General features: G+C 34.9%; 20 protein-coding genes and 1 pseudogene. 11 read left to right on the top strand and 10 right to left on the bottom strand.

Going from position 1 to position 17933, the window contains the following annotated elements:
• Together ACJROP_RS07650 and ACJROP_RS07645 are read right to left on the bottom strand one after the other, a co-directional pair.
• A pseudogene (locus ACJROP_RS07650) lies at positions 1-231 on the bottom strand (hypothetical protein); the annotation flags it as partial.
• A 145-nt stretch (positions 232-376) separates the two neighbouring features.
• Positions 377-1552 (bottom strand): MFS transporter, encoded by a 1176-nt coding sequence (locus tag ACJROP_RS07645; RefSeq protein WP_406534879.1) that lies wholly within the window; start codon positions 1550-1552, stop codon positions 377-379.
• Positions 1553-1633: 81 nt separating this feature from the next.
• Between ACJROP_RS07645 and ACJROP_RS07640 the strand changes: the two genes are divergently transcribed.
• Together ACJROP_RS07640 and ACJROP_RS07635 are read left to right on the top strand one after the other, a co-directional pair.
• Entirely contained in the window at positions 1634-1903 is a 270-nt protein-coding gene (locus tag ACJROP_RS07640) for a hypothetical protein (protein WP_406534878.1), read from the top strand.
• Between the two features lie 4 nt (positions 1904-1907).
• Positions 1908-2012, top strand: coding sequence for a zinc-ribbon domain-containing protein (locus ACJROP_RS07635; RefSeq protein ID WP_406534877.1), 105 nt, complete (start codon positions 1908-1910; stop codon positions 2010-2012).
• A gap of 99 nt (positions 2013-2111) precedes the next feature.
• On the opposite strand, the gene ACJROP_RS07630 is transcribed toward ACJROP_RS07635, so the two are convergent.
• The 3 genes from ACJROP_RS07630 to ACJROP_RS07620 form a co-directional block, all read right to left on the bottom strand.
• Positions 2112-2324, bottom strand: a complete 213-nt coding sequence (locus tag ACJROP_RS07630; RefSeq protein WP_406534876.1) for a hypothetical protein — start codon at positions 2322-2324, stop codon at positions 2112-2114.
• A 167-nt stretch (positions 2325-2491) separates the two neighbouring features.
• Positions 2492-2605 carry a symporter small accessory protein gene (locus ACJROP_RS07625; protein WP_406534875.1) on the bottom strand — a complete coding sequence of 38 codons (114 nt, stop codon included), beginning with the start codon at positions 2603-2605 and terminating at the stop codon, positions 2492-2494.
• On the bottom strand, positions 2605-4215 hold the full coding sequence (locus tag ACJROP_RS07620) for a sodium:solute symporter (protein WP_406534874.1): 1611 nt from the start codon (positions 4213-4215) through the stop codon (positions 2605-2607). Before ACJROP_RS07620 ends, ACJROP_RS07625 begins: the two co-directional genes overlap by 1 nt.
• Positions 4216-4446: 231 nt before the next feature.
• On the opposite strand from ACJROP_RS07620, the gene ACJROP_RS07615 reads away from it, so the two are divergent.
• Positions 4447-5748, top strand: coding sequence for a phenylacetate--CoA ligase family protein (locus ACJROP_RS07615; protein ID WP_406534873.1), 1302 nt, complete (start codon positions 4447-4449; stop codon positions 5746-5748).
• Positions 5749-5757: 9 nt separating this feature from the next.
• Positions 5758-6189: an amino acid-binding protein gene (locus ACJROP_RS07610; protein WP_406534872.1), complete on the top strand. Its 432-nt coding sequence runs from the start codon at positions 5758-5760 to the stop codon at positions 6187-6189.
• 116 nt (positions 6190-6305) lie between these two features.
• Here the strand turns inward: ACJROP_RS07610 and ACJROP_RS07605 are convergent, their stop codons facing one another.
• Genes ACJROP_RS07605 through iorA form a run of 3 tightly spaced genes read right to left on the bottom strand, consistent with a single transcriptional unit; the run spans position 6306 to position 9121 of the window.
• Positions 6306-6584 carry a hypothetical protein gene (locus ACJROP_RS07605; protein WP_406534871.1) on the bottom strand — a complete coding sequence of 93 codons (279 nt, stop codon included), beginning with the start codon at positions 6582-6584 and terminating at the stop codon, positions 6306-6308.
• Positions 6585-6639: 55 nt separating this feature from the next.
• The gene (locus ACJROP_RS07600) at positions 6640-7224 is read right to left on the bottom strand and encodes an indolepyruvate oxidoreductase subunit beta (protein ID WP_406534870.1); all 585 of its coding nucleotides are present in this window, start codon (positions 7222-7224) and stop codon (positions 6640-6642) included.
• A 4-nt stretch (positions 7225-7228) separates the two neighbouring features.
• Positions 7229-9121, bottom strand: a complete 1893-nt coding sequence (gene iorA / locus ACJROP_RS07595; RefSeq protein WP_406534869.1) for an indolepyruvate ferredoxin oxidoreductase subunit alpha — start codon at positions 9119-9121, stop codon at positions 7229-7231.
• A gap of 108 nt (positions 9122-9229) precedes the next feature.
• On the opposite strand from iorA, the gene tfrB reads away from it, so the two are divergent.
• Genes tfrB through glyS form a run of 5 tightly spaced genes read left to right on the top strand, consistent with a single transcriptional unit; the run spans position 9230 to position 14766 of the window.
• The gene (tfrB, locus tag ACJROP_RS07590) at positions 9230-10705 is read left to right on the top strand and encodes a fumarate reductase (CoM/CoB) subunit TfrB (RefSeq protein ID WP_406534868.1); all 1476 of its coding nucleotides are present in this window, start codon (positions 9230-9232) and stop codon (positions 10703-10705) included.
• A 12-nt stretch (positions 10706-10717) separates the two neighbouring features.
• The gene (locus ACJROP_RS07585; RefSeq protein ID WP_406534867.1) at positions 10718-11626 is read left to right on the top strand and encodes a TrmJ/YjtD family RNA methyltransferase; all 909 of its coding nucleotides are present in this window, start codon (positions 10718-10720) and stop codon (positions 11624-11626) included.
• A complete protein-coding gene (locus ACJROP_RS07580) occupies positions 11623-12453 on the top strand; it encodes a 4Fe-4S binding protein (RefSeq protein WP_406534866.1) in 831 nt (276 codons plus the stop codon). The genes ACJROP_RS07585 and ACJROP_RS07580 overlap by 4 nt, the downstream gene beginning before the upstream one ends.
• An 18-nt stretch (positions 12454-12471) precedes the next feature.
• Positions 12472-13056 (top strand): dCTP deaminase, encoded by a 585-nt coding sequence (dcd, locus tag ACJROP_RS07575; protein ID WP_406534865.1) that lies wholly within the window; start codon positions 12472-12474, stop codon positions 13054-13056.
• A 15-nt stretch (positions 13057-13071) separates the two neighbouring features.
• On the top strand, positions 13072-14766 hold the full coding sequence (gene glyS, locus ACJROP_RS07570; protein WP_406534864.1) for a glycine--tRNA ligase: 1695 nt from the start codon (positions 13072-13074) through the stop codon (positions 14764-14766).
• Positions 14767-14775: 9 nt separating this feature from the next.
• Here glyS and ACJROP_RS07565 read toward each other — a convergent pair whose 3' ends face one another.
• Positions 14776-15552 (bottom strand): helix-turn-helix transcriptional regulator, encoded by a 777-nt coding sequence (locus tag ACJROP_RS07565; RefSeq protein WP_406534863.1) that lies wholly within the window; start codon positions 15550-15552, stop codon positions 14776-14778.
• A 184-nt stretch (positions 15553-15736) separates the two neighbouring features.
• On the opposite strand from ACJROP_RS07565, the gene ACJROP_RS07560 reads away from it, so the two are divergent.
• Positions 15737-16489, top strand: a complete 753-nt coding sequence (locus ACJROP_RS07560) for a TatD family hydrolase (RefSeq protein ID WP_406534862.1) — start codon at positions 15737-15739, stop codon at positions 16487-16489.
• Between the two features lie 9 nt (positions 16490-16498).
• Positions 16499-17416: a TDT family transporter gene (locus ACJROP_RS07555; RefSeq protein WP_406534861.1), complete on the top strand. Its 918-nt coding sequence runs from the start codon at positions 16499-16501 to the stop codon at positions 17414-17416.
• A 5-nt stretch (positions 17417-17421) separates the two neighbouring features.
• On the opposite strand, the gene ACJROP_RS07550 is transcribed toward ACJROP_RS07555, so the two are convergent.
• Positions 17422-17931 carry a cell division protein SepF gene (locus tag ACJROP_RS07550; protein ID WP_406534860.1) on the bottom strand — a complete coding sequence of 170 codons (510 nt, stop codon included), beginning with the start codon at positions 17929-17931 and terminating at the stop codon, positions 17422-17424.
• Positions 17932-17933: the final 2 nt, after the last annotated feature.

The following is a 17933-nucleotide window of genomic DNA, read 5'->3' as shown; positions in this document are numbered from 1 at the left end:
CTGATGGATTGCATCCATTTGCCTTATATCCTTATCGCTTTTTGCATAATTTTTATCATATGCAAGCTCGGAACCTTCTATTTCAGTACTTTCAGTAGATTTTGAATCTTCCACTTCAACAAAGTTAGAGATGTCCTGCTTACAAATCGGACAATTGTCCAAATCTTTGAGCAAAACACCTGTTGCCTCTTCATTATGTATATGACCACAGATTGTGCATTTGTAAATCATGGATATCACGCTCACTTGATTAATAAGTGAAGGCCATTAGTATATATACATATTGTCAAATTTCTTTTACAAATCTTAATGTAGCCTAATCTGGCGAAACAACAACCTAAAACGATAATTTAAAAAAAAAGTTAATATGATTTTCCTATTTTCTTAAGGCATACAAACAAATCGGCAATGCCAGTATTGTAATTATTGAAGATATGAAATACAAAGGAGCATAGCCTGTGCTTGCAGATACAAAACATCCAAGCAATGCAGGTCCAAAACCCATTGTGGCATCACAGAATATGAAGAATGTTGAAAGCGCATAAGAACGGCGCTCCTGAGTGGAATTTCTTGTAATAATGGTAGTGCAGGCGGAGTTCAGTGTACCGAATCCCAAAGCAGTGCCAATAGCACATAGAATTACTGTTAATGTGGATGGTGCTATAGCAATGAGCAAAAGCCCGATGCTTTGTGCAACAATGCCCACTACACAGACTATAAGGTCTCCACCCCTATCCTGGATTTTGCCTGCAATCGGTCTTGATAAAACCAGACAGATTGAATAGATTATAAAAAACCATGAAAAAATGCTTACCAAATCAACTTCAACGGCATAAAGCCTATAGAAAGATAAGATTGAAACATAACCTAGACTTGTAAGGGCAGTAAATAAAGAAACCGGAATTGCCTTAAATTCCAAAACCCTTTCAATGCCAGAATAGGACTCTTTTTCATCATCTGATGTATTGTGTACCGGATCATGCTCCCTTACATCAATGAAATACATGCAAATCAATGCAATTGCTGAAAATATGCTGGCCAGCAAAAAGCAACCTGCAGAACCTGCATTATCATATGCAAATCCACCTATATAAGGACCCATCCCAACAGCCAATGTAGTTCCAAGCATGAAGTAGCCAAACGCTTCTCCAAAACGCTTTTGAGGAAGAATTGCTGATGCGATGGTTACAATTGCATTTGCAGATGCTCCAAAGCCGACCCCATGAATGAATCTGATTATAATCAATGTTGTGACATCACTTACAAGAAAATATAAAAGACAGGCTAAGAAATGAATGCTCATGAAAATCAATGCAATCTTTTTCCAGCCGACCCTTTCAAGAGCATCTCCAGAGTAAACTCTTGAACAAAGCCCTCCAAAGACATATATTCCAGACACAAGCCCAGCAATAGTGGCAGTTGAACCCATGGAAGTGGCATACTCAGTTACGGTAGACATGAGAGCATACATCACAAGAGCTGTGAATAATAATGCCCCAAATATCAGGAAAAAGGAGGTTGTAAAAATTTTTTCAGATTCGTTAACTGTCATTGGTTAAAATTTTTTACTTCAATTTATATTAAAGTTATTATTATATAACATATAACAACAATATTGATACAAGGTGATATCATGGGAATTTGTCCTGTATGCGGTACTTTTATAGACCCCGGAGAACCTTATTGCCCTGATTGCGGTTATATAGTTAGTGAAATCTCATCTTCCCCAATATCTATCAATAAAGATTCAATAACCATTGATGGTATTGATTATGATATTGATGAACTTGAAGAGGCGTTGGAAGAATGGGGCTATGATTTGGATGATTTGGAATCCGGGTCAATAGATGATGATGAATTGGAAAAAATTCTAGAAGCCTGTAAATTATTAATGAAGTGGTGATTTAATGAAAACCTGTCCTCGTTGCGGATCTGTGCTTGCAGATAATGAACTTTATTGCGAAAACTGCGGTTTTGACCCTGATTATGATTCAGAAGATTGGGAAGATTAATACTAAATATTAATAAAATAAGAATAAACCCAACTAGATTGTTTTATCTAAGTTTAGTTAAAAAAATAAGAAAAGAAGAAAAATAAATTAATATTTTTCTTATTGGTTCATTTGATATGCATCATATGCAACGTAAACAGCATAAGCAATATTAATTATTGTTGCTAACCAATTTCTGAAAATTAATGCTACAATAGCACCTAATACAAGAGCACCTACGAGAAATATTACACCTTTTTTAATATCTCCAGAAATAGCTTGACCTAAACCTGGGATTATAAGGGATAATATGGCAGCAATTATAGCGTTCATATTTTTTACCTCCATTTAACTAATTATTACAAATTTTATTTAATGGTATTAATATAGTTTTTTGATATGAATCACAATTTTGAATAGAATTCTAATATTCTCTAAAATTCACAAATCTTAAAAAAAGAAAAGAAAAAAATCTAAAAAAAAGAAAAAGGTAAGGAGATTTAATCTCCTTTATTCCAGTTTATAATACCATAAACGACACATAAGAGTGTGGATAAGATAATTCCCAAATAAACTCCCCAAATCAATGGGTCTTCTATTCCTAAAACCATCATTATGCATCACTTCCTTTTGTATCAATGTTTTCAAATGCTTTATCAATGACCTCTTGAGCTGGAGGTTGGGTAAGCAAGCTTACTACAATTGTAAAGATAGCTGAAACTGGAACTGCTATTAACATTACATCAATGAACGGCCATGGTGCAGTTGGTATTAATGTTTCAGCACCAATCAAGAATTGGCAGATTCCAAGACCTACTGCAGTCTTTTTAAATACAAATATTAACCAGAATAAACTTACGAATGTTCCGGATAAGATACCTGCAATCGCTCCGAGCCTTGTAATTCCTTTCCAGTAAAGCGCTCCTAGGAACACCGGCAAGAATGCTGCTGCACAGATTTCAAAGAACAAACTTGTACCTAATGCAACTACACTTCCAGGAAGTGAAAATGCCATGATTAATGCCAATATAATAGCTATTAGAATACCCACTCTTGAAATGGACACCTCATCCAATTTCCTTTTGGATTCCTCTCTTAGAGTTGAGTAGATATCTACACCGAATGCTGTTCCTTGGGTGTGCAATTGTGAAGATATTGTAGACATTGCCGCTGCAATCAATGACAATAGGAAGATATATACAAACCATTCAGGCAGCGCCATTGTAATGAATGTCGGAATAATCTTATCGATGTTTCCTCCAACCACATCTACCGCAATTTGACCTAACTTATCGTAGAAGTATACATTTGATAAGGATCCTACGATATATGCTGTAGTCGGCATGATTGCAATAAATATTCCTCCAATCAAAACAGACCTGTTCAATTCTTTGTCTGATTTAACAGTCATGAACCTTACAATCAAGGAAGGCTGTGCGAGTACCCCAATACCTACACCGATAAGGGTTGAAGATACTAAAGACCACCAGAATGGAGTTCCAAACTCTGGGAACGATGTCCAGCCCGTACCCCCTGTTGCAATTGCATCGGCAGGATATAAGTTAACCATTCCTGAAAGTGCAGTATTTGCAGTGTTGACTCCGCCGAGCAACCAATATACAAATACAAGTAAGAAAATCATAGCAACTACCATGATTGACCCTTGTAATGCATCGGTATACATTACACCGCGTATTCCTCCGAACAATACATAGAATGTGATAATGATTGACAAGATTAAAAGCGCAATGCTGAAATCAATCAATAATGAGGATTCCAAGAATCTTGCGGCTCCAATCAATACTACTGCCGCATAAATAGGCATTGCACAGAAAATAATTAAACCTGATGCATATTGAATGAATTTACTGTCAAAACGTTTACCTAAAAACTCTGGGAAAGTCAATGATCCTAAAGAGTGACCCATACGACGAGTTCTTTTTCCTAAAAATACAAATGCGATGAATACACCAATTATGATGTTCAGGAATGCCAACCATAAAACGCTCATACCGTATTCACCGGCAACCCCTCCAAAACCAACGATAGCTGCTGTCGAAATGAATGTGGCCCCATAACTCATTGCCATAATGAATGGGTGTGTATCCTTACCAGCAATCATGAAGTCTTCAGAGGACTTAGTTTTCTTGTATGCATAATAACCTACAAAAACAAGTGCGAATATGTAGACTATAAATACAATTGCTAAAATCATTACGTCCATAAATAATTACCTCGATAAATATAATACAGATTATACAATCATTATATATAGTAGAAATACATATATAAATATTAGCATAAAGATATACATTAATGTACATTTTTGTACTATAATACTCAAATTATATAATTTGTACATTATAACAAGAATATTATAAAATGCTTACATAAATTTATATTAATTAAAAGCAATATTTTAACATGCTTATAAAAAATTAGAATAGGGATAAATATGTTTTGGGATGAAAAAGCCGAATGTATGAGTAAGGAAGAAAAAGAAGAATTGCAGCTTCAGAGGCTGCAAGAAACTGTGAAGATGGCATACGAAAATGTCGAATTTTACAAAAAAAGGTTTGACGAAATAGGTTTAAAACCTGAAGACATCAAAACATTGAAAGACATTGAAAAAATACCATTTACAACAAAAAGCGATTTAAGAGAAGCTTATCCATTAGGATTACTTGCAGTTCCTCGTGAAGAAATCGTGGAAGTTCACGCATCATCCGGAACAACCGGAAAGCCAACCGTAACTGCATACACTCAAAATGACTTGGATATTTGGGGAGAATGCATTGCACGTGGTCTTAAAATGGCTGGTGCTGAAAAAGAATACATCATTCAAAACGCATATGGATACGGATTGTTCACAGGAGGATTCGGTATCCACCATGGGGGAAATAAGATGGGAGCAATAACCATCCCTATTTCAGCAGGAAATACCCAAAGGCAACTTGACACAATGGTCGATTTCCAAAGTGACATCTTAACATGCACTCCTTCTTATGCAATGTATCTTGGCGAATCAAGAGAGAAAGCAGGAATCCCACTTGAAGACATTAACCTAAAAGCAGGAATCCACGGAGCTGAAATGTGGACCGATGAGATGAGAAAAAGAATTGAAGAATCCCTTGGAATCAAAACCTACAACATTTATGGTTTAACTGAAGTTATGGGTCCGGGAGTTGCCCAAGAATGTGAATACCAGAACGGAATGCACATTCAAGATGATCAATTCTACCCTGAAATCATTAACTCCGAAACTGGAGAAACCCTTGATTATGGCGAAAAAGGAGAACTTGTCTTAACTTCCCTTACCAAAACAGGAATGCCTATTTTAAGATTTAGAACAAAAGATTTAACCTCCATTATCGGAGAAAAATGTGAATGCGGAAGAACAACCGTTAGAATGACCAGAATCACCGGTAGAAGTGATGATATGTTGAAAATCAAAGGTGTTATGGTATTCCCATCACAAATTGAAAAAGCATTACTTAAAATCAAAGGAATCAGCCCTAATTACATGATTCATGTAACAAGACCAGATATTCTGGATGAAGTGGAAGTAAAAGTGGAAGCTTCAAAAGAGTTATTCTTTGATGAAATGAAAGAAATGGAAAAAGTGGAAAAACAAATCCAAGCATCCATCAGATCAGAAACCGGCCTTAGAGTTGATGTGACTATCTGTGAACCTGAAACACTTCCAAGAAGTGAAGGTAAAGCTGTTCGTGTAATTGATGAGAGGAATTTTGATTAAGGTGGTAAAATGGCAGTAAAACAAATTTCAATTTTCGTAGAAAACAAAGAAGGAAGGATTAAAAAAGCTATTAACACATTAGCACTAGAAAACATTAATATCCGTGCTCTTTCAATAGCAGATACAACAAAATACGGAATTTTAAGATTAATCGTTTCCGACAATGAAAAGGCAATAGAAGCTCTCGAAAGAGATGGATTCATTGTAAAAGAAAATGAAGTAATTATTTTAGCAGTTCCAGATGAACCTAATGGATTAAATTCTACATTAGCCGTCTTTGACGAAAAAGGCATCAACTTAGAATACTTATATGCATTCGTAAGCAGCAAAACCGATGAAGCTATTGTAGTTATGAGATTAGAAAATATGGAAAAAGCTATCGAAGCTCTTCAAGATAGTAATGTTAAAATCTTAGATGAAAACGACATTAAAGAATTATAGAAAAGATTACAATCTTTTCTACTCTATTTTTTTAAGAATATTTGAACTAAAAATATTAAAACTAAATAAAAACTAATTTTAGAAAATTAAAAAAAAAGAAGTGAAGAAAAAAATAACTAGAATTCTTTTAACATTTTAGCTATATCTTCTCTTGAATAACCTAAGCGGACAAATAGGCTTTTAATAGGTTCACTATCAGGAATAGGACCTAATTCTCTCCAACTTTTAAAATCGTTTTTCATAATACTATTTATTAAAAGCTGGATAGTAATTAAATCATCACTTTTAATTGCTATAAATGCATCTTCATCTCCAAAAACGTTTTCAGGATCAATTAATGAAATTTTTCCATCCTTATCCTTTTTTATAATGGCATTGTCAATTCTGTAACCCATGGTACCACACTTCTAATTATCTAATTAAATTTTTAGTTTAAATAGTATTTATAATTTAACCTTTAATGGAATTATATCCACTTTCAATTGCTTTTAAATTCATGTCATGGAATTTAGGTTTTAAATTATTTTTCATTGCATCAATAACTGATTCTTTAGTTAGAGGGAATTTATCATCAGCAGTGACAGCGCCTAAAAGAACCATGTTTAAAGATAATACGCTTCCGGCTTCAATAGCCAATTTAGTCCCGTCAATTGGAAGCACATATTTGAAATTCTCTTTTAATGTTTTGGTTATGCTATCCACACTCGGATAAGCCTTATCAGTTGAAGACGGAATAATCGGATGAGTATTGTAGACGATTTTTGTATCGCTGTTTACTTTGTCAAGGCCTCTGATTGTTTCAATCGGTTCAAAGGAAAGTAACATGTCCGCACCCTGTTTAGGAATGATTGATGAGTTGTATCCTCCTATCTTTAACTCGGTTGAAACGGATCCCCCCCTTTGAGACATTCCGTGGATTTCACTCATTACTACATCCAAACCCTGATTCATTGCAGCTTCGCCAATGATTGTTGAAGTTTTGATAATTCCTTGACCTCCAACACCACAAATATAAATATTATAATGATTATCCATTTTCTCACCTACCTGCCTCTAAAGCTCCATATTTACAAACCTGAATACATACATTACATCCATCACATTGTGCTGTATCAACGGTTATTTTACCATCGATTTTTGAAATTGCCGGACAAGCCAATTCGTTTACACATTTATCGCACTTATTACAATTACCTTCTACGAAATTAACCGGAGGTTTTTTGGTCAAACCTTTAATTAATGTACATGGTGCTTTTGATACAATAACTGCAGTATCATCTCTCTCAAATGCCTCTTTATAAGTTTTAATAACTTGTTCCAGGTTAAATGGATTGATTACACGCACATAATCGCATCCGCAAGCAACAGCCAATTTACGAATTGACACTTCAGGTGCTTCATCTCCCATTCCATCAATTGGAATACCAGGGTTTGGCTGACCACCAGTCATTGCAGTGATTCTGTTGTCCAAAACGGTTAAGACAAAATTGTGCTTGTTGTGAACTGCATTTATCAATGGAGAGATACCACTATGGAAAAAGGTAGAATCTCCAATGAAGCTTGCCACCTTCTGGTCTGTGGATACTGAAAATCCGCATCCGTCACCAACGCTGGATCCCATTGACAACAGGTAATCGGCAGCATTATATGGTGGATTAATACCTAATGTATAACATCCAATGTCAGATGCAAAGATTACATCGGAAGCCTTTAGGCCTAACTCTTCAATAGCTTTGTTTATTCCATAATACATTGCCCTGTGAGGACAGCCTGCACATAAAACCGGAGCCCGGGATGGAATGTTCTCGCTTAATTGCTCTAAGCTTTGAGAGAATTTAATGGACTCTTCATTTTTAAAGTTTAATACCTTATTAAAACCTTCCGCCACAACATCAGAATTGAATTCATGGTAAAGCGGGAAAGTTCCATCCAATTTACCATGTACAACAACATTGAGCTGTTTTGCACCAATGCAAGCTAGAGTGTCTCTCTCAATAATCGGATCGACTTCTTCAACGATGAACACTTCATCCAAATTCTTTAAAAATTCAGCCACTTTATCTTGCGGAAACGGATATGAAAATCCTAACTTTAAAATATCAACATCTAAATCATTGAATTTGACAACATCATGAGCATAATTATAAGCGCTGCTTGAAGCGATTGCACCATATTTTTTATCATTTGAAAATTCGATTCCGTGATTGAAATCACTTTTATTGGTTAATTCTTCCAATTTATGAACTTTATCCCATAATCTGACATGCATATCCCCCGCAAAAGCAGGGACAGGAACATATTTTGATGGGTCCTTGTTGAAGTGACCTCTCTTCCAGTGATTGTCATTATTTGATGAATTATCTTTAATATCCCCAAATTCGACTACACCCCTCATATGAGACACGCGAGTGGTTGTTCTGACAATTACAGGTAATTTAAACTGTTCTGACAAATCAAATGCATATTTTACCATATCTTTAACTTCCTGACAATTTGAAGGTTCTAAAACAGGCACATTTGCCAATCTCGCATAATTACGAGTGTCCTGTTCGTTTTGAGATGAAAACAATGATGGATCATCTGCTGAAAGAATGACCATTCCACCATTAACCCCAGAATATGCTGTTGTCATGAATGAATCGCTTGCCACATTCATGCCCACATGCTTCATGAATGTGAATGACCTAAGCCCTGAAGCGGCCGCAGTTGCAGCAACCTCCATTGCGACTTTTTCATTAGTAGAAAACTCAAAATAGATATTGGCATCCTTAGCCAATACTGATAACACATTTCCAATTTCTGATGAAGGAGTTCCTGGATATGTAGCTGCGATGGAAACACCTGCTTCTATAACTCCCCTAACGGCAGCTTCATTACCTAGCAAAAATTGTTTTTCACCAGACACCCCTGTGACTAATTCTTTTAAATTCATATATTTTCCTCAAAAATATCGTTAATTAACAATATATTATATAGTACATCAATACTATAAATATTATAGTATAAAATTTTACAAGCTTTTAAAGATAGAGGGATAAAAATGATTAAAGTTTATGTTTCAAGATTTAATAGTGAAACGGATAAGGAACCACATTTGGAGTGTTATGAAATTGAAAAAACACCCCATATGAAAGTTCTTGATGCGCTTCAAGCTATTAATGAGAAATACAATGAAGACATTAGTTTTAGAAGTTCCTGTAGAGCGGGCCAATGTGGATCTTGTGGAATCCTATTTAAAGGAAATGGAGCTCTTGCTTGTCAAAAGGAAATCACAGATGGGGCAATAATTGAACCCCTCAACTTCCCAGTTATCAAAGATTTAATCGTTGATAAATCAAGTATCGAAGCTAAAGTTAAAGAATTGGAATTATCTCTTCAATGTGACCACAAATGCGATGAACTTGATACCAGCATAACTAAAGAAGACTCAAAAGAAACCAAAAAGGTAAGAAGCTGCATTGAGTGTTATTCCTGTCTTTCAACTTGTCCGGTTGTCAATATTGCAACTGAAGAATTTGGCGGCCCATATTTAATGAGATATATTGATAAATTTGAAACTGACCCTAGAGATAAATTTGATAGGCTTAAAGAGGCTTTAGATGAAGGTTTGTATAATTGTACCAGTTGCGGCAAATGTTTAGCTGTTTGTCCTAAAAACATCAACACTTTTGGAGATGCAATAGAAAAGATGAGAGCCATTGCAGTTGCAAATGGTTCAGGGCCTCTTCCAGAGCATGTTGCATTTAAAGAAAATATCATGGAAACTGGAAGATCTATCAAAACTGATAAAACTCCATTTATCGAAGAGGCTGAAAATTATACTGGCTCAAAAGTAGCCTTCTTTACCGGATGTATGGTTGATTACAAGTTCCCGGAACTTGGCCATAAATTGGTTAAAATCCTAAAGGAAAATGGAATCGATATTGACGTGCCTGAAGGCCAAGTCTGTTGCGGGTCCCCTCTTTTAAGAACCGGACAGACCGATATCGTTCAAGAACTTGTTGACAAAAACAAAGAAGTCTTTAAAGACTATGACACAGTCATTACAATCTGTTCTGGTTGTGGAGCCACATTAAAGAATAATCATCCTGAATTCGGTTCAAAATTACATGTAATGGACATCAGTGAATTCCTAGTAGATAAACTCGACACAAGCAAACTCAAAGAGGTTGACATGAAAGTGACTTATCATGACCCTTGCCACTTAGGAAGAGGTCAAGGAATAAAAGACGCACCTAGAGACATTATTGAAATGATTCCTGGCGTTGAATTTGAAGAAATGCTGTACCCATGTCAATGCTGTGGTGCTGGCGGAGGAATAAAATCCGGAAAACCTGAAATCGCTATGGATTTGTCAAAATCCAAAGCGGAAATGATTAAGGATACTGGTGCTGATGCTGTAGTTACAATTTGTCCATTTTGTCAACTGAATATACAGGATGGCCTTAACGCTATTGGATGTGAAGATGTAAAATGTATGCACCTTCTAGAATTATTGGATAAAGCTTATGAATAACTAAATTGGGAGTTGATTAAAATAGGAGACGTTGCTGTTGATGAACAAAAAGTGGTTGAAACTACTTCCATTAGTTCACCTGAAAAAAAGGAAGAAAGCAGCAGCGAAAAAGAGTCAACTTCAACAAAAAAATCTAAAGCTAAAAAACAATCCAGAGGAACTGCTAGAGTTAAACTTGTAAGAGAACAGGAAGAAAAAGAGATTAACCTCTTTAAAGAAAACATTTACGTTGTTTTTGTAGAATGTGAAACTCCTGGAAATGTCGGTTTTCTTGCAAGAACAATGGCAAACTTTGGATTGAAAAATTTAGTATTGATTAATCCTCCTACATTAACAAAAGAAGCATATTATCAAGCTACACATGGAAAATATATTGTTGAAAATGCAAAAATTTATCCGACTCTTGATGATTTCTATCAATCCCAAAGGATTGATTTCAAAGTCGCTTCAACAGGAATGGCTGGGGGAAGTTATAATCTATCAAGAATTCCTATTAAGCCAGAAGAGCTTGGCAAATCCATAAATGTTTCAAATAAAACAGCAATCTTATTTGGAAGGGAAGGAGATGGACTTTCTAATAAAGAAATAGGAGATTGCGATATTTGTGTCTCAATTCCAACAGACCCAACTTATCCAATCATGAATATTTCACATGCAGCTGCAATAATTTTCTATGAATTATTCAAAAATAAGCATGATTTTGGCGTTAAAGGACTTGATGAAAGTACTGAGTTGGAAAAAGAGTACTTGATAAAAGACATGAAAGAGATGATTGATAGTTTGGATATTCCTGAACATAAAAAGAGAAATGGTCTTAAAACATTCAACAACATTATTTCAAGAGCTTTCATTACAAGCAGAGAAGCACATACCTTTAAAGGTATATTAAGACGATTAAAGATAAAACTTGGTGAAGAATGAGAAGAATTAGATTTGTAGACATCAGTATTTTTGTCCTAAAATACATTTTCAACTGGAGATTTTGGATAGCTGAAATAACCAAAAAATCAAAATCCTATAAAAAATTAGTTGATAAAATGCTTTTTGAAGAGGACGAAATCATTGTTATTCCCAATACTATCAATGTGAACAAAAAAATAGAATCCGAAGGATCTGAATTTTTACCGACGGATATTATCAAAGAAGTTATAAAACGCAGCGATGATATTGTTATAATGAATTCTTGCCTTTGCCGGTCATCAAATAACTGTAAAGACTACCCTCAAGACATTGGATGCATTTTCCTTGGTCCGACTACAAAAAAGATTCCAAGCCATATCGGAAAACCTGCAACAGTCGAAGAAGCATTAGCACAGGTAGATAAAGCTGATGAAGCTGGATTGAGCCATATTATTGGAAGAAATAAAATCGATACCGTATGGATGAATGTAAGGCCAGGTAAAGGGCTTTTAACAATCTGCCATTGCTGTCCATGTTGCTGCCTGTGGAAGGTTTATCCGAATTTAGATAATGACATTAGCGACAAATTAGAAAAGCTTGATGGCGTTGAAGTGAAACTTCACGAAGACAGATGCAGATTGTGTAAAAAATGTTTGGATGAAGTCTGCATGTTTAAAGCCATTGATTTAAAAGATAATAAAATTACAATCAATCACGATATTTGCAGAGGATGTGGCCTTTGCGTAAATACCTGTAAATTTGATGCCATTACAATTGACTACACTGACGAGACCATTGAAAATGTAGTTAATAGAATGGACAATTTAATTGAAATTAAAGAATTATAAACTTACTTGTGTGAAAAAATGGCAATCTTAAGTGATAAGACTATAAAAGAATATTTGAAAGAGGGAAAACTTGGTTTCGAACCTCTTTTAGATGAAAAGCAGATACAGCCATCTTCTATTGACATGAGATTGGGAGATGAGTTTAAAGTATTCAAAGTAATTAGAAAACCGTATATTGACCCTAAAGATGAAGAAGACGTTGCATCCTATATGGAATCAACAACTGTTGAAGAGGGTGAAGCCTTCATAATCCACCCGAATGAATTTGCCTTGGCCACCACTTTAGAGTACGTCAAAATACCGGATGACCTTGTTGCAAGGGTGGAAGGCCGTTCAAGTATGGGAAGGCTTGGTGTTACAATGCACGTTACAGCAGGTTTCATTGATTCTGGTTTTGAAGGAAAGATTACTTTAGAAATATCAAACATTGGTGCAATGCCAGTTGCATTATATCCTGGTCAAAGAGTGTGTCAGATTGTATTTGAAACCATGACAACACCATCAGAAGTTCCTTACGGACACCCTGACAGAAACAGTAAGTATATGGGTCAAACTCGCCCTGAAAGCAGTAGAGTTAAACAAGATTATGAATTAAAAAAATAATTGGAGTTAATATTTATGAATCATGATAAAATGAGCAATATTAGTGCAAAAAGAGGATTTTTATGGCCGTCTTTTGAGATTTACTCAGGAGTATCCGGTTTTACAGATTATGGTCCTCTTGGAGCAAGCTTAAAAAATAACATTATGCAAAAATGGAGAAAACAATATGTTTCAGGTGAAGGATTTTATGAAATAGAAGGTCCGACTGTTATGCCTGAAGAAGTCTTAAAAGCTTCTGGACACGTTGATAACTTCACAGACCCAATGTGCAAATGTGAAAAATGTGGAGAAGTATTCAGAGCAGACCACATCATTGAGGATGTTATTGGTGAGGATGTGGAAAGCCTTGAAAACGAAGAGCTTGACCAAATCGTGCTAGATAACAACATAGTATGTCCGGAATGTGGAGGCAAATTATCCAATATTTGGAACTATAATCTAATGTTTAAAACAAGCATTGGTGCTAAAGGAGATAAAGTAGGGTACATGAGACCTGAAACAGCACAAGGAATCTTCATTTTATTCAAACGTTTGGAAAGATTTTTCAGAGGAAAACTTCCGTTCGGTGCAGTGCAGCTTGGAAAAGCATACAGGAATGAAATTTCACCAAGACAAGGAGTTATCAGACTCAGAGAATTCACACAAGCAGAAGCTGAAATCTTTTTAAATCCAAAAGACAAGACTCATCCTAAATTTTCACAAATCGAAGACGTAATCTTACGCTTAAACTCACAAGAAGTTCAGGAAAATAATTTGGAACCTTTAGAAATAACCGCACGTGAAGCGCTTGACAAAGGAATTGTAGCCAATGAGATGTTAATTTACCAATTATATTTGGCTCGCAAATTCTTGACAGAAATTGGAATTCCTGAAGATGTTTTAAGGTTCAGACAACACCTCGCAGGAGAGATGGCTCACTATGCGCTTGACTGTTGGGATGTTGAAGTTAAAACCGACAAATACGGTTGGGTAGAAATTATTGGAATAGCTGACAGGGAAGACTACGACCTAACATCACACTCCCAGTACAGTAACGATGATTTGAATGTGTTTGTAGAGTATGATGAACCTAAGAAAGTTCAAAAAACCATTGTTAAACCTAACCTATCCAAATTCGGACCAATATTCAAAGGAGATTCTCCTAAAGTAAAACAGGCTATTGAAGATGCTGACATTGAAGATATTAAAGCTGCAATTGAAGCTGAAGGGAAATTCACTGTTGAGTTGGATAAAACCTATGAAGTAACAGAAGATCTATTAATCTTTGAAGATGTTGAGGAAGAGATAACCGGTGAAAAAATCGTTCCTCACGTTATTGAGCCTTCATTCGGTATTGACCGTATAACATATTCCGTTTTATTGCACTCATTTACCGAAACTGAAGAAAAGGATTATTTCAAATTTGACAAATCCGTAGCTCCAGTGCAACTTGGAATATTCCCTCTTGTCAACAAGGAAGGCCCTCGTGAAATCGCTCAAGAGTTAACAGAAAATCTAAGAATGGCCGGATTTACTGTTGAATATGATGCTACTGGAACTATCGGAAAAAGATATGCTAGAGCTGATGAAATTGGAATTCCCCTTGCAATAACCGTTGATTTCGACACATTAAATGACAATCAGGTAACCGTTAGGGATAGAGACACAGAAGCTCAAGAAAGAATTCCAATCGAGGAGCTTAACGACTATCTGGAAAAATATTATAAATGAGTCTAACACTCATTTATTTTCCTTTTTGAAATTTTTAAACAAATTTTCTGCCCATTTAATTGAATCCTCATTTTTAGAGGTCAATAACCTGTTCTGGTCAAAATAGCCGTCATCCTTAAACAAACCAAGAATCATCACTTCATCCGTAATTATTAATAAAAAGTTATGTTCCCCGGTAAAAGTGAACAATCTCTTGATTTTAGATTTCTCTTCAAAAATCTCAATGACAACTTCAGGCACTACTGCTTCTACCCTTTTCCTGTTGTCAACCAAATCATTTAATTTATCATTGAAATTCTCATGATAAAACGGCAAAATGCATTTTACTTCATTGGCATTAGTTAAAACCTCTTCAATGTAATTATACATCTTATATACATCAATGCCATCGGATTCTATGAGATTCGCTTTTCCCAGCAGATACAGCTCTGCAACCGATTGATTTGGAATCATATCAACAAGATGTTTATCTAGAATATTGAAAAATTCATTTAATAGCTTTATGATGCTTCCAAGTTCAATAATTTCTTCAATTTTCAATTTTGTTGAATTGGATAAATGATATTTGTTTTTATATCTATATACATGGCCCCTTAATTCCAAAAAGTGCATGTTGCTGGATATTGAACTGTAACTTAATCCGGTACCCTCGTTTAAGTCTTTCATGGCCAAAGGTTTCTCATATAAAATAGCCAATATCTTCAACCTTATCAATGACTTGGTCAGGTACTTTACTTCTTGCGAAATCGATTCGTAGTTTTCTAAATAAATCTTACTGTCTTTCACATTAATCACCAAATAGTATTACTTACAACATTACTTTTTATTACTGAAAAATATAAAATCTCTTGAAGTGAACAAATGCACCAAGTAGCACATGCAAAAAATTTAAATGCATTAAATAATTTCAGTAATTTTTTTAAAACAAAAGAAACAAAATATCAATAACTAAACATTAACATGTGATAATATGATTGATACACACATCCATGCCGATTCAAGAAGTAGTGAAGATTTTAGAGATATGTATTTGGCAGGAATAGATACTGCCATAACCTGCAGTTTTTATCCCTACAAAGTCAATGAAGATATACTTTTAAATCATTTAAATAGAATTTTAGAGTTTGACACCAAAAGAGCACTGAAATATGGCCTAGATTTAAAAGTTGCATTGGGAATACATCCCACAAATACAATAGAAAACCCAGAAAGAATCTTCAATGAATTATATTCATGGATAGAAAACAAACAGATAGTGGCTATCGGCGAAATTGGCCTTGAAGATTTAACAGACTCCGAAATAGATACATTTAAAAAACAGCTCGTCATTGCTGATGAAACCGATTCCAAAGTAATCATCCATACGCCAAGAAAAAATAAGCTGGAAGTTTTAAAAGTAATTCTGGACATTGTTCCCCAATATCTGGATGAAAAACAGGCCGTTATCGATCATATCAACCCAGATGTTATTGGCGAAGTCATTGATAAAGATTACATGTTAGGATTAACCGTGCAACCCCAAAAACTTGATGTTGCAGGAGCAATAGCAATTTTAGATGAATATGGATTTGACAGGTTCTTTTTAGATAGTGATATGAGCAATAATCCGTCTGACCATCTTTCAGTTCCAAAGACCATTCGCGAATTAACCAGATTGGGCTACAAGCAAAGCGATATTGAAAAAGTATCACAGGAAAACGCCAAAAAATATTATGGAATATAACTTGATAGAATGAATCTCATTAAACAACTGCCACTGCCTGCTTGCGGCTTGATTCTTGCAACGTTATCCCTTGGAAACCTCCTGCAGGACATTCATCCATATGCAAGATACCTATTTGGAACAATAGGCACAATATTGATGATTTTAATAATCTTAAAAGTGATTTCATATCCTAAAGATATTAAAAATGATTTTAAAAATCCAATAATTTTAAGTAGTTGCGGTACTTTTTCCATGAGTTTGATGTTGTTATCTACATATCTTATCCAATTTACACCAAGTATTGCATATACCATATGGATAATTGGAATTATGTTGCATATTCTGCTAATGATTTACTTTACCTATAATTTCGTTATAGCCACTTTTGATATTTCGACAGTCTATCCGACATGGTGGATAGTCTATGTTGGAATTACCATGGGCGCAATTACTGCACACATTCATGGACTTAACGAAATAGGATTTATCTGCTTTTCAATTGGATTCGTTGCGATGCTGATTACAACACCCGTAATGATATACAGATACCTTAAATATCCGGATATTCCAAACATGAACAAACCTCTAATCTGCATCCATACTGCACTTTTCAGCATATTGATTGTAGGCTATCTGAACTCCGCAACTGTAATTTCAAAAGAATTTCTAATTGGAATATATGTGCTCGCTTGCTTGTTTTACATATTTTCATTTTATAAGCTGGTGGAATACAGAAATTTGGAGTTTTATCCAAGTTTTTCAGCATTTACATTCCCATTTGTGATAAGCGCACTTGCAACAAAAGGAGTTTTGAACGTGATGAGCCCAAACATAATATTATCTGCCATTTCAACAATGGAAACTTTAATAGCGGTAATAGCAGTATTCTATGTATTGTTCGAATACTCTAACTTCTTAAAAAATAGTGAAAAAAGTAGAAATTAATCTACTTAACCTTTATTAACGATTTTTACTTTTTTAGGAGAAAGAATTATTAGATTTCTCTCTTCAGAACGTGCAAGCAATAATGCCTGCGCATCATATTTTGATCTTAATACTTTGATTTTATCTCCTGCTAATTTAAAGTTGGCGGGACTTTCCTTTTCTAAAAAGGATAAATCTAAAATAACAGGATTCTTCTCTTCAATTATCTGATCAACAACATAATTGATATCATCAAGAGTTTTAGGCCTAATTAAAACAATTTCATAAAAAGGCTGTTCAGGAGTAATCACATAATCGTAGTCATCATAAACAGGGGTAGGTTTTGGAACAGAATTTTGTGCTGTTCTAGTTTCAGGCCTATTTTGTGTACTTTGTTGATTTTGCGCATCGTTACCTGAAGGTTTAATCAAACTGTTAATAATCTCATTTAGATTAAATCCTTCACCATCCTTTTTGTCATTTGATTCTGTTTCTTCAAAGCCTAAGCTTCTTTTTATAGTATCAGTAAAGCTCATTT

The sequence above is a fragment of the Methanobrevibacter sp. genome, from assembly GCF_045220775.1.
Taxonomy (GTDB): domain Archaea; phylum Methanobacteriota; class Methanobacteria; order Methanobacteriales; family Methanobacteriaceae; genus Methanocatella.
This window is presented reverse-complemented; position numbering and strand designations above follow the sequence as displayed.